Below are 14,366 nucleotides of genomic sequence, written 5' to 3' on the forward strand. Positions count from 1 at the left end.
AAATACAAAGCCACTATTAATATCCGTGTCATTCTAGAACACTTAAGCCTGCAAGCCTATCGTATTTTTCTGTGATACCGTTCTCATTTTCATTTCGCCTAGTTTTTCCGGTGAATAGCTCCTTTCTTGTCTTATTTGACAGGTATTATCGGCTCATTTTTGCTGGTTAGGGTTTTGCTATCTGTAGTGCTGGGACTGGGCTATTCGTTTCACACATTTGTTGGGAGAGCGCTGCTCAGTTTATCTAGCTAGCGAGTTGTTTTGGTAATAGAGAATGCGAGGGTACTTGTATTTAAGCTTGTCTCTTTGTCGTCGCCGCTATTGCTGGGTCTTACATTTAACTTTGCTGCAATTGTTCACTATCTAGCGTTTTGTTTTCTTCTTTAACTAGAACGGGGCTATTGATTAAGCGGATTTGCGCATTGAGTAGTTGCTGCTCAATCAAACTGGGTGAACGGAAGATATATTTGGCAATGGCACTGGCGCACAAACACGCCACTATGGCTGGAATAACAATTTCAACCTGCATGGTTTGTTCGGTAATGAGTAAAAACGCTGCCCAGGGGGTGCGAAATACTGCGCCAAACATGGCGCCCATACCTACTATAACGAGCATTAAGTCTGCACTATCAGGAATAACCTCGCCAATAATACTGCCTAAAATACCGCCAATTACCAACATGGGGCCTAAACTGCCACCGGGTAGGGCAAAGGCTAGAGCTACAGTGGTTAAGACGATCCTAGCCAATAACCAGAGGTGCTGTTGGCCAAGGTCTAACTCCCAATAAAGTAAACCGTTTGGCGTAATAGGTTCTAAACCTAACCATTGAGGGTTTAGTAGCCCTGCTAAAGCGGTCACACTAGCCGCAATAGTTACTGCATAGTTGCGGTTAAGTTTAGGCATGGCGCGAATAAGCTTAACCAGCAAAGTAGCAAATACACCACACAACATGCCGAGTAAGGCAAACTGCGCTAAACCATGCCATTCAAAAGACTGTGGAGGCAGGTTAATTGTTAACATGCTTCCACCATGTAATTGCGATATAACGCTTGCTGTTGCTGCCACCACCGCAATGGTGGCGATAGAGCGCCAGTTAAAGCGACGCATGACTAACTCATAAGCTATCACCGTACCGGCCAATGGCGCATTAAATAAAGCCGCTACTGCCGCGGCAGTGCCACATGCAACACTTAAGCGTACTTGACCTTCGGTTAAGCGCGCGGAGTAAGACAAGTTACTGGCAACAACCGCACTTAGATAACAGGCTGGGCCTACGATTCCCACAGCATAGCCACCCCACGTTAATAGCAGGCCCATAGCAAACTGGTATATCAGGTTACCCCAGTGCAGCTGCCCCTCATCAAAGTGATATGCCTTCACCACAAAAATTAAACCCACTTGTTTGTAACGACTAAATAAGCGCTCAAACAACAGAATACAAATAGCTGCAATAAAGGGCAGTGAATAAGCTGGTAAGGGCGAATCAAGAAACTGATTAGGGTTGAGGTGGGCGAGATCACTAAACAATAATGCTAAGCCACTGGAGAACAAACCTATGAACAGGTAAACAAAAAAACTGCGGCTGCGAAAAGCAAAGTTGTTCGCCATTTTTTGTTTAACGTCCTTGTTTGGTTCTTATATCAAGACTTTATCACGAAGATTCAAACTGTAAATATGCGATTGCTTAAGCATTCAGCAGAAAAAATGCATAAAACTGGAGATTCTTTTTAGATAAATATTGAGTAACACCGTTGACTTTGTGACAATACGCGCCTCTCGATACCCAATAGCCCTAATATTTGCAGGAGAAATTCATGTCTTCTCGTCGTCAATACGCCAACGCTATTCGTGCTTTAAGCATGGATGCAGTTCAGCAAGCTAACTCTGGTCACCCTGGTGCACCAATGGGAATGGCCGACATTGCTGAAGTTCTATGGCGCGACTTTTTGAAACACAACCCAACTGACCCAAACTGGGCAGACCGTGACCGCTTTATTCTATCTAACGGCCATGGCTCAATGTTGCTGTATTCTCTACTGCACCTATCTGGGTATCAGCTACCTATTGAAGAGCTTAAAAACTTCCGTCAGCTGCATTCTAAAACGCCTGGTCACCCAGAATACGGTTATGCACCTGGCGTAGAAACCACCACTGGTCCATTAGGCCAAGGTATTACCAACGCAGTAGGTATGGCGCTAGCCGAGAAAATCTTAGCGGCTCAATTTAACCGCGATGGCTTCCCTGTAGTTGATCACTACACTTACACCTTCCTTGGTGACGGTTGTTTGATGGAAGGTATCTCGCACGAAGCGTGTTCTTTGGCGGGTACTCAAGGCCTAGGCAAACTTATCGCATTCTGGGATGACAATGGCATCTCGATTGATGGTGAGGTTGAAGGTTGGTTTACCGATGACACCGTTAAGCGTTTTGAATCTTACGGCTGGCACGTAATTGGTGGCGTAGATGGTCACGACAGTGAAGCGATTAGCGCTGCAATTAAAGCGGCTCAAGCTGAAACTACTCGCCCAACCATGATTTGTTGTAAAACCGTTATTGGTTTTGGTTCGCCAAACAAATCTGGTAGCCACGATTGTCACGGTGCTCCACTAGGCGCTGAAGAAATCGCTGCTGCCCGTGAATTCTTAAACTGGCCACACGCTGCGTTTGATATTCCACAAGATGTTTACCAAGCGTGGGATGCCAAACCTAATGGTGAAAAAGCGCAATCAGAGTGGAACCAGTTATTTGCCGGTTATGAAGCTGCTCACCCAGCATTGGCCGCTGAATTTAAGCGTCGTGTTGATGGTCAACTACCTGCCGACTGGAAAGAGTTTGCCGATAACTACATTAGCGAGTTGCAAGAAAGCCAAGCTAAAATTGCTACCCGCCAATCTTCACAAAAAACACTAGAAGCCTTTGGTCCTAAATTGCCAGAGCTACTAGGTGGTAGTGCTGACTTAGCGCCATCTAACCTTACTATGTGGTCTGGCTCTGAAGCTGTTACTGCTGAAGATGCTTCAGGCAACTACATGCACTACGGTGTTCGTGAGTTTGGTATGTCGGCCATTATGAACGGCATTACTTTGCACGGCGGCCTAAAGGCCTACGGTGCAACCTTCTTAATGTTTATGGAATACGCGCGTAACGCTTTACGTATGGCTGCATTAATGAAGCAACCTGCGATCTTTGTATACACGCACGATTCAATTGGTTTGGGCGAAGATGGCCCAACTCACCAAGCGGTAGAGCAAACTGCAAGCTTACGTTTAACGCCTAACATGAGCACCTGGCGCCCATGTGACTCGGTTGAGTCTGCAGTGGCTTGGCGTCATGCGGTAGAGCGCAGCGACGGCCCAACCTCACTAATTTTCTCTCGCCAAGGTCTAGCGCCGCAAGCGCGTGATGCTCAGCAGTTAGCAGACGTAGCACGTGGTGGTTACGTGCTTAAAGACAGTGCAGGTACACCAGAGTTAATCTTAATTGCCACCGGTTCTGAAGTAGAACTAGCAGTTGCGGCTTACGAAGAGCTGACTGCTGCAGGTAAAGCAGTACGAGTAGTGTCTATGCCTGCTACCGATGTATTTGATGCGCAATCTGCTGAATACCGTGAATCGGTATTACCTAATGCTGTGCGTAAACGTATTGCAGTAGAAGCCGGTATTGCTGACTTTTGGTACAAGTACGTTGGCTTCGACGGCAAAGTTTTAGGTATGACTACCTTTGGTGAATCAGCGCCTGCTGGTGAACTATTCAAGCTATTTGGCTTCACTAAAGAAAACTTAGTGAGCATGGCTAACGAACTACTATAAGCGCTAGCTTGGTGTAAGTTCAGTAAAAAATAGAACCCTCTGCTAAGAGGGTTCTTTGTTTCAGCGTTATCAAAAGGCGATATGTATGCCTAAGCAAGCTATTAGAGTAGCCATCAACGGATTTGGTCGAATAGGCCGTAGTGTGGTTCGCGCTCTTTTTGAATCTCATCGTCAGCATCAAATTAAAATTGTCGCGATTAACGAACTGGCAAGCCCAGAAGCTATGGCTCATCTGCTTAAGTACGATTCTACTCACGGTACTTTCGCCGAAGATGTACTACTTCAAGGCGAAACATTGCTGGTGGAAGGGCAAGTTATACAGCTGCTACATCAAAGCGATCCCAGCACGCTACCTTGGCAAGATCTGGAAGTAGACATTGTGATGGAGTGTACTGGCCGTTTTAGCTCGGTAGCCGATGCGCAAATGCATATTGACACGGGTGCTAAGAAAGTTTTGTTTTCTCATCCTGCCGATCCTTGCGTAGACCAAACAGTAGTCTATGGTGTAAATGACCAGCTATTAAGTGCAGCCGATAAAGTGGTGTCAAATGGCTCTTGTACCACCAATTGCATTGTGCCGGTGATACAGGTCTTAGATGAAGCCTTTGGGGTTGAATGTGGTACTATTACTACAATTCACTCGGCAATGAACGACCAACAAGTGATTGACGCCTACCATACAGACTTACGTAGAACCCGTGCAGCAGGGCAGTCAATTATCCCGGTTGATACTAAGCTGGCCAAAGGTGTAGAGCGGATCTTGCCTAAATTTGCAGGTAAATTTGAAGCAATTGCGGTAAGGGTGCCAACGCAGAACGTTACGGCGATGGACTTAAGTGTAACATTGTGTAAAAAAGTTACAGTTTCTGATATAAATCAAGCCATCCAAGCGGCAACTTGCGGTAAATTAAGCGGCATCTTGAGTTATACCGAAGAACCATTGGTGTCTATCGATTTTAATCACGATAGTCATTCAAGCATTATAGACGGTTCACAAACCCGGGTAAGCGGCGAACATTTAGTAAAAGTGTTGGCCTGGTGTGACAACGAGTGGGGCTTTGCCAACCGTATGTTAGACACCGCAGAGTTAATGAGTAACACGGAATTGTAGGTTTAGCCATGCTGGCTAAACTGTAAGTTTAAATTGAAACTATAGAGGACAGATAATGTCAATTATCAAAATGACCGACTTAGATCTTGCAGGCAAACGCGTATTTATCCGTGCTGATCTAAACGTTCCAGTAAAAGACGGAAAAGTAACTTCAGATGCGCGTATTCTTGCATCTCTTCCTACCATCAAGCGTTGTCTAGAAGCTGGCGCTAAAGTAATGGTTACTTCTCACCTAGGTCGTCCAACTGAAGGCGAATACGCAGAAGAGTTCTCTCTAGCTCCTGTAGTTAACTACTTAAACGACGCATTAGACTGTGACGTTAAATTAGCTAAAGATTACCTAAATGGCCTAGAGCTAAACACGGGTGAATTGGTTGTTCTTGAGAACGTTCGCTTCAACAAAGGCGAAAAGAAAAACGAAGAAGAGCTATCTAAGAAGTATGCTGCATTGTGTGACATCTTCGTTATGGACGCATTTGGTACTGCTCACCGCGCCCAAGCTTCAACTCACGGTGTAGGTACTCACGCTCCTGTAGCATGTGCTGGCCCTCTTTTAGCTGCTGAGCTAGAAGCATTAGGTAAAGCGATGGACAACCCAGAGCGTCCATTAGTAGCAATTGTTGGTGGTTCTAAAGTTTCTACTAAACTAACCGTACTTGAGTCTTTATCTAAGATTGCTGACCAACTAGTAGTAGGTGGTGGTATTGCTAACACCTTTATCGCTGCTGACGGCCACAATGTAGGTAAGTCTTTATACGAAGCTGACCTAGTAGATACTGCTAAAAAGCTAATGAAAGAGTGTGCGATTCCAGTAGCTACTGATGTTGCATGTGCTAAAGCATTTGACGAAAACGCAGAAGCGGAAATTAAGCCAGTATCTGAAGTACAAGACGACGACATGATCTTCGACTTAGGTCCAGATTCTACAGCAGCACTAGCTGAAATTATTGGCAATGCTAAAACAATCCTTTGGAATGGCCCAGTTGGCGTATTCGAGTTCAAAAACTTCGAAGCTGGTACTGCAGGTATTTCTAAAGCCATCGCAGAATCTGCGGGCTTCTCTGTAGCGGGCGGCGGTGATACACTAGCGGCCATCGACAAGTTTGGTATTAAAGCCGATGTTTCTTACATCTCTACTGGCGGTGGCGCTTTCCTAGAGTTTGTAGAAGGCAAAGTATTACCAGCTGTAGCCATGCTTGAAGAGCGTGCAAAAGGCTAATTACTTGATCGGGAGCTTCGGCTCCCGTTTTCTGTATTAGAATGTTCTATGCAGAAATGAATAATTTTTAATCAATAAGACTAAATGGAACCATTGCTATGTCTAAGATCTTTGACGCAGTTAAGCCAGGTGTAATCTCTGGTGATGACGTACAGAAAGTTTTCGAAATTGCTAAAGAAAACAAATTCGCTTTGCCAGCAGTTAACGTAGTTAACACTGACTCAATCAACGGTGTTCTAGAAGCTGCTGCTAAAGTTAAAGCTCCAGTTGTAGTTCAGTTCTCTAACGGCGGTGCAGGTTTCTTCGCTGGTAAAGGTCTGAAACTTGAAGGACAAGAAGTACAAATCAAAGGTGCTGTAGCTGGTGCTAAATACGTTCACGCAATTGCTGAATCTTACGGCGTTCCTGTGATTCTTCACACTGACCACGCTGCTAAGAAATTGCTACCTTGGATTGACGGCCTACTAGACGCTGGTGAAGAGTTCTTCGCACAAACTGGCAAGCCATTATTCTCTTCTCACATGATTGACTTAAGTGAAGAGTCTCTAGAAGAGAACATTGAGATCTGTGGTAAGTACCTAGAGCGCATGGCTAAAATGGACATGACGCTAGAAATTGAACTAGGTTGTACTGGTGGTGAAGAAGACGGCGTAGACAACTCTGATATGGACGCGTCTGAGCTTTACACTTCTCCAGAAGACGTAGCTTACGCCTACGAAAAACTTAACCCAATTAGCCCTCGTTTCACTATTGCGGCTTCTTTCGGTAACGTACACGGTGTTTACCAAGCGGGTAACGTTGTACTTACTCCTACTATTCTTCGTGATTCTCAAGCTTACTGTGCAGAGAAATTTGGTATTGCACCAAATGCACTTAACTTTGTTTTCCACGGTGGTTCAGGTTCTTCAGAAGCTGAAATCCAAGAGTCAATTGGTTACGGTGTTATCAAAATGAACATCGATACTGATACTCAGTGGGCAACTTGGAATGGTATCCGTGAATATGAAGCGGCTAACCGTGAATACTTGCAAGGTCAAATCGGTAACCCTAAAGGTGCTGACCAACCTAACAAGAAGTTCTACGACCCTCGTGTTTGGTTACGCGCTGGTCAATCAGGCATGGTTACTCGCCTAGAAAAAGCTTTTGCTGACCTAAATGCAGTAGACGTACTGTAATTTAGTCATCAAGGCTTTATCAGTTAAGGCTCACTTCGGTGGGCCTTAATTGTTTTTAGCCGCCTAGTAAATACTTTTAAACTAATTAATAATCTAACACTTTTCTTTTTTGTAAACTTTTTTATACAGTTTTTCTGGTTCTCTATTCTCCATTTCTAAACAATTCCAAGCATTTCATTTTTCTCGCTTTTAGTTCATGATTGTTTTACTTTAGCTTCATAAGATAATGAATTAACTCTATTTATTTTTGTTCGATGTAAAAAATAACTATGTGATTCAAGCGTTTATGGTGCTTGTTAGAGCAAGATTAGAAAAATTCATTCGTTAAAACTAGCAGTGTTGGCTAAAATTTATACTCTAAGTCCAATGAATTGGCGTGAGTCGCGGGCTGCGGACAGCAAGCGTATCGAAAAAGATTGAAAGGAATAATCAAATGGAACAGAGCATTGCAACTTCAAGTGCAACGATTGTATCTATTCAGGGTCAAGCGTTTGCCGTAGATGCCCAAGGCAACATTAGACCCCTCCAAGCGGGAGATACTATTGCGCCTGGAGAATTGATTATAACTTCTCAAGGCGCGCAACTTGGTTTTTATTATGGTGATGACCAATATGTGCTGGGTGATAATAGCGCTACTCAATTACCTGAATTTGACCCAAGCCAAACACTTTCGCAGTTAAATGCAGCCAATGACCTTGATGTAGAAGCGCTACAACAAGCCATTTTGGAAGGGGCCGACCCGACCGAACTATTTGAGGCCACTGCTGCAGGTGGCGCGCCCGCAGGAGATGGCTCCTCGGCCGGTAATGGTGGATTTGTAACTATCGAAAGAATTGGCGTTGAGACCATCGCTCAAGCTGGTTTTGATACGCAACCTCCAGCTACCAGTTCTGAAATCGCAGACACAGACAACGAAGCTACAGAGCCCTTAGCAATAAATAACTCATCCAATGAGCCAACCCCTCCAGCACCAAGCCCTGATCAAGCGCCAACTATTAGCTTAAGCGTACAAGCTATTACCGAAGGGAGCGTTGATATTGATACTGTTGTGGCTACATTTAGCTCTAGCGATCCCGATGGTGATGAGATCACTCATAGCCTAGTTAATGATCCTCAAGGCTTTTTTGTCATCGATGGCAATGAGATAAAGCTAACTGAAGCGGGAGTGGCAGCAGTAAATGATGATCAGCTAAACCTGACGTCTCTAAACATTACAATACAAGCTGAAGCAAATGGATTGACTGCAAGTGACAGCGCTGATGTAAGCATCGCTCGCACTGACGATGGAGTCACACCTCCGGTTGACCAAGGTCCGAGCATTAGTGTCACCGCAGAAACGCTCACTGAAGAATCCGTTTCTACTGATACTGTAGTCGCTAACTTTACGTCTAGCGATCCAGAAGGTGATGTGCAGACCTACGCCTTGCTCAACAATGGCGATGGCTATTTGGTGCTTGATGGCAATCAAGTCAAACTGACCGATGCCGGTGTGGCCGCGGTTAACAACGATACCCTCAATCTCTCCGAACTTAACATTAGTGTAGAAGTAACCGCCAATGGTCAAACTGCCAGCGACAGTGATACAGCCGCCATTACTCGCGTGGATGAAGGTCCAAGCATTAGTGTCGCTGCAGAAACGCTCACCGAAGAATCCGTTTCTACTGATACTGTAGTAGCTAACTTTACGTCTAGCGATCCAGAAGGTGATGCGCAGACCTACGCCTTGCTCAACAATGGCGATGGCTACTTGGTGCTTGATGGCAACCAAGTAAAACTCACCGATGCCGGTGTGGCCGCGGTTAACAATGACCAGCTGAATTTATCAGAGCTTAACGTTAGTGTAGAAGTTACTGCCAATGGCAAGACTGCTTCTGCCAGCGATACGGCGGAAGTTATTCGGGTGAACGATGCACCTACCACCAGCAACGTAGTGTTAAACCCAGTGGCTGAAGATGCAGTGGGTGGCCGAGTGATCACCGAAGCTGAGCTCCTAGCTAATGCCGGCGATATTGATAATGACCTAGCGGATTTATCGGTGAGTAACCTTAGCCTTAATGGTAACGGCACGCTCACCAACAACAACGATGGCACTTGGACGTACACGCCAGCTGAAAACGATGATGGCAGCGTGAGCTTTAACTACGACATTAGCGATGGTGAAGCGACCATCAGCACAGGCACTGCCGACCTAGACATTACGCCAGTGAACGATGCACCTACCACCAGTAACGTAGTGTTAAACCCAGTGGCTGAAGATGCAGTGGGTGGCCGAGTGATCACCGAAGCTGAGCTCCTAGCTAATGCCGGCGATATCGATAATGACTTAGCGGATTTATCGGTGAGCAACCTAAGCCTAATTGGTAACGGTACTCTGGTTAATAACAACGACGGCACCTGGACCTACACGCCAGCTGAGGACGATGACGGTAGCGTGAGCTTTAGCTACGACATTAGCGATGGTGAAGCGACCATCAGCACCGGGACTGCCGACCTAGACATTACGCCTGTGAACGACGCACCTACCACCAGTAATGTGGTGTTAGACCCAGTGGCGGAAGATGCAGTGGGTGGTCGAGTGATCACCGAAGCTGAGCTCCTAGCTAATGCCGGTGATATCGATAATGACTTAGCGGATTTATCAGTGAGCAACCTAAGCCTTAATGGTAACGGTACTCTGGTTAATAACAACGATGGCACTTGGACCTACACCCCAGTTGAAGACGATGATGGCAATGTAAGCTTTAGCTACGACATTAGCGATGGTGAAGCGACCATCAGCACAGGTACTGCCGACCTAGACATTACGCCTGTGAACGACGCACCTACCACCAGTAATGTGGTTCTCGACCCAGTGGCGGAAGATGCAGTGGGTGGTCGAGTGTTCACCGAAGCAGAGCTCTTGGCCAATGCCGGTGATATCGATAATGACCTAGCGGATTTATCGGTGAGCAACCTAAGCCTGATTGGTAATGGCACGCTCACCAACAATAACGATGGCACTTGGACCTACACGCCAGCTGAGAACGATGACGGCAGCGTGAGCTTTAGCTACGACATTAGCGATGGTGACGCCACCATCAGCACAGGCACTGCCGACCTAGACATTACCCCAGTGAACGATGCACCTACCACCAGTAACGTAGTGTTAGACCCAGTGGCAGAAGATGCAGTGGGTGGTAGAGTGATCACCGAAGCCGAACTCTTAGCTAGTGCCGGTGATATTGATAATGACCTAGCAGATTTATCGGTGAGTAACCTAAGCCTAATTGGTAACGGTACTCTCACCAACAACAACGACGGTACTTGGACCTATACGCCAGCTGAGAACGATGACGGTAGTGTGAGCTTTAGCTACGACATTAGCGATGGTGAAGCGACCATCAGCACCGGGACTGCCGACCTAGACATTACGCCTGTGAACGATGCGCCTACCACCAGTAATGTGGTGTTAGACCCAGTGGCGGAAGATGCAGTGGGTGGTCGAGTGATCACCGAAGCCGAACTCTTAGCTAATGCCGGTGATATCGATAATGACCTAGCGGATTTATCGGTGAGCAACCTAAGCCTAATTGGTAACGGTACTCTCACCAACAATAACGATGGCACCTGGACCTACACGCCTGCTAAAGACGATGATGGCAGCGTGAGCTTTAGCTACGACATTAGCGATGGTGAAGCGACCATCAGCACAGGCACTGCCGACCTAGACATTACGCCTGTGAACGATGCACCTACCACCAGTAACGTAGTGTTAGACCCAGTGGCTGAAGATGCAGTGGGTGGGCGAGTGATCACCGAAGCCGAGCTCTTAGCTAATGCCGGTGATATTGATAATGACCTAGCCGATTTATTGGTGAGCAACCTAAGCCTGATTGGTAACGGTAGCCTGGTTAATAACAACGACGGCACTTGGACCTATACGCCAGCTGAGAACGATGACGGCAGTGTTAGCTTTAGCTACGACATTAGCGATGGTGACGCCACCATTAGCACAGGTACTGCCGACCTAGACATTACGCCTGTGAATGATGCGCCAGACGCACAAGATGATAGCTTTGCTAACATCGCATCATCAGAGACAATTTTGCTTGACCTTGTTGCTAACGATAGCGACTTGGAAGGCGATGCAATCAGCGTTAAATCAATTCACGGTACAGATCTAACTCCTGGTGTCGCTCAAAGTATCTCTGTACCAAATGGAGTGGTGAATGTTTCTGCTGCTGGAGTTATCAGCTATACAGCCAGTGCAAATGGTAGTGGCTTAGTCGAGTTTTCATACGTATTACAAGATGAGCATGGCGCTGAAAGCAGCGCTGATGTAAGCGGCAATGTCGTTAACTTGTCTAACGACAGCGCTCAAGTATATGAGTCAGGTTTGGCTAGTGGTTCTGCACCTAGTGCTGAAACTAGCTCAGCCACAGGTAATTTATTAGCAAATGATGATGGCTTAGTTGACGGTTTAGAGTTAAGCAGTGTGGAATATCAAGGGGTTCCGCATACTGCTGACGCGAATGGCGTAATTACAATTGATACTGCTCAAGGGCAGTTAAGCGTTTATACCCAAGACTACAATGGTTTTAGCAAGGGTGACTACGAGTATCAGCTAGAGAGTTCAAGTTTAGCCGGTGATGGAGTAAGCGAAAGCTTCAACTATTTGGTGGCTAATCCAGCTTCGGGCTTTGTTACTCAAGCAAACTTAGAGATAAGTATTGAAGACGATGCTCCAGTTGGCCACGACCTTTCTCATAGCTTAGAATCAAGCCCCTTATTGGTAACAACCAACCTTGTTTTGGTTTTAGATACTTCTGCCAGTATGACTAATGGTGAACACGGCGATGGCTTAAACTACCTAGAAATCGCCGTTAAAGCTTTGTCTAATTTAATAGAACAAGCTGATGCTGCAGGTAACGTCAATGTACAAATTGTTGGCTTCTCTGATTCTGTAATAAGCAGCGGTTGGATCAGCGACAACGTTGAAGACGCTTTAAGCTATTTACAAGATTTAAGCTCAGGTGGTGGTACTCACTACGATATTGCGCTTAATGAGGTGATTTCAAGCAGTACCAGTGCTCAGCAGCCAGATGCTGATAATACCTTGCTGTATTTTATCTCTGATGGTGAGCCAAACTTTGGTTACGGTATTGATGATACCGTTGAATATAACGGCTCCAATGGCCTTGCAGCATGGGATGAGTTTGTTCAAGACAATATTGATACAAGCTACGGCATTGGTATTGGTCAGGCAGATTTAGATGTATTGAAGGATGTGGCTTCAGAATCCGCGACAGATGAATTTGCCTTCATCGTTGATGATGTAACAGACTTATCTTCCACACTTGTTGAAAGCTACCTTGAAGCTGAAGTTGATGCTTCACTTGGTTTACTGCAAACCGCCTCTACAGACGGCTTCATGGTTGGTGCTGATGATGGTTATGTAAGTGCCATTACAGTAGACGATGTGACGTATAGCTATGATCCTAGTGCAGTTCCAGAGCAAGAGAAAAACGTAAGTATTACTACTGCTTTAGGCGGAGTACTGCTGCTTAACTTTGTAACCGGTGCATACTCTTATGAGCTTGATGTTGGTGGCGATGGATGGGGACAACAAGAAAACATCGCTGTAACCGTAACCGATTTTGATGGTGACACAAGCTCTATTAACATCGAAATTAACACTGTATTTGAAGCAGTGGTTGATGCTAACCGCGATGTGATTATTACCAATCAAGATGGTAGCAGCACCATAAGCGTACCAAGCCTAGCACTACTCTGGAACGATACTGGCGACGACATCAGTTTTGATGGAGTAGGTAATGCCGTTGGTGGTTCGGTAAGCGGTAGTGATGAAATCTTGTTTGATTCAGATGACGGAGTTGGCTTAGGTATTCACGATAGCAACTTTGAAACCGAAGAGTTATCGATTATCGCAACTGCTGAAGATGTAAGCTTTGTTGATTTTAATGGCCACGATGCAGTGGATTTAAGTGACCGTTCCCTATTTAGTCTAAATGATGGAAATATTCCTCAAATCGTATCGGGTGGTTATTCATTCACCTACCAAAGTGAGTTGGTAAATGATAACGACCCAGTAACAAATGCCGATGAAGATTGGATTAAAGTAACTTTAGCGGAAGGTGAAGTGCTGTGGGCAAATATGGCCACTATTTCTGGTCAAGAAAGAGTCAAAGTAGATGCTTTCATTTATGATGCAGAGGGGAATCTTTTAGTCACTGATAACGGCACTACCAAATTCCAAGAAGATTGGCAGGGACCTAGAGGTAGCTTTACTGCAACCGAAGAAGGTGAATATTACATACAAATCGTTGCCGATGATGACACCGATAGCGGTTTTTATCAGATGCATCTAACCATTGATGCCAGCAGTGCTGTTTATCAAAAATCAGCGCTTACCGATACCCAAGAAGAATTTGAATACAGCATCATAGGTGATGGTGGTGCCTTAGATACAACCACTGCAGAGCTTATTGGCGTTCAAGGTAGCTCAATTGATGGTGGCGAGGGTGATGAAGTACTTGTAGGCAATGAGGCGGCTAATGTTATCGATGGTGATGCCGGAGATGATGCCTTAGTTGGTTATGCGGGTGACGACCAACTTGATGGTGGTGTTGGTGAAGACTTGCTGATAGGTGGCCAAGGTAATGATATTCTTACCGGTGGTGATGACAGTGACATGTTTGCTTGGTTAGAGGGTGATGATCAAGGTAGCAGCAATGACACAATTACCGACTTCACGCTAAAGGATGATAGTGATCCAGATAATTCGCCTGACGTGCTTGATTTAAGTGATTTGCTGCAAGGTGAAACAGAGGCAAGCTTAGAATCGTATCTGTCTTTTGAAACCGTCAATAATGGCGGCAATGTTGAGACGATTATCTCAATCGATAAAGACGGCGCCAGCAATGGTGAAAGTGTTCATCAAACTATTACCCTTAAAGATGTCGACTTCTCAGGCATGAGCGATAGTGAAATTTTGAGCCAATTAATTGAAGATCAACAGCTTAATGTAGATAACTAGCCGCTTAAGGTTTGG

6 protein-coding genes are annotated in these 14,366 nt (G+C 45.6%); 5 read left to right on the forward strand and 1 reads right to left on the reverse strand.

The genetic code is table 11. The annotated features are described in order from the left end of the window. Window positions 1-337 precede the first annotated feature (337 nt). The gene (locus tag K5620_RS03730) at window positions 338-1,609 is read right to left on the reverse strand and encodes a chloride channel protein (RefSeq protein WP_016400866.1); all 1,272 of its coding nucleotides are present in this window, start codon (window positions 1,607-1,609) and stop codon (window positions 338-340) included. 206 nt (window positions 1,610-1,815) lie between these two features. Here K5620_RS03730 and tkt point away from each other — a divergent pair, with 206 nt between their 5' ends. From tkt to K5620_RS03755, 5 genes are all read left to right on the forward strand, one after another. Then, the gene (gene tkt / locus K5620_RS03735) at window positions 1,816-3,810 is read left to right on the forward strand and encodes a transketolase (protein ID WP_016400867.1); all 1,995 of its coding nucleotides are present in this window, start codon (window positions 1,816-1,818) and stop codon (window positions 3,808-3,810) included. Between the two features lie 85 nt (window positions 3,811-3,895). Next, the gene (gene epd / locus K5620_RS03740) at window positions 3,896-4,921 is read left to right on the forward strand and encodes an erythrose-4-phosphate dehydrogenase (RefSeq protein WP_016400868.1); all 1,026 of its coding nucleotides are present in this window, start codon (window positions 3,896-3,898) and stop codon (window positions 4,919-4,921) included. A 55-nt stretch (window positions 4,922-4,976) separates the two neighbouring features. After that, window positions 4,977-6,140, forward strand: coding sequence for a phosphoglycerate kinase (locus K5620_RS03745; RefSeq protein ID WP_016400869.1), 1,164 nt, complete (start codon window positions 4,977-4,979; stop codon window positions 6,138-6,140). Between the two features lie 98 nt (window positions 6,141-6,238). Continuing rightward, entirely contained in the window at window positions 6,239-7,315 is a 1,077-nt protein-coding gene (gene fbaA / locus K5620_RS03750; protein WP_016400870.1) for a class II fructose-bisphosphate aldolase, read from the forward strand. Window positions 7,316-7,748: 433 nt separating this feature from the next. Further along, on the forward strand, window positions 7,749-14,351 hold the full coding sequence (locus tag K5620_RS03755; RefSeq protein WP_221077442.1) for a retention module-containing protein: 6,603 nt from the start codon (window positions 7,749-7,751) through the stop codon (window positions 14,349-14,351). Window positions 14,352-14,366: the final 15 nt, after the last annotated feature.

The sequence above is a fragment of the Agarivorans albus genome (genome assembly GCF_019670105.1).
GTDB classification, from domain to species: Bacteria; Pseudomonadota; Gammaproteobacteria; order Enterobacterales; family Celerinatantimonadaceae; genus Agarivorans; species Agarivorans albus.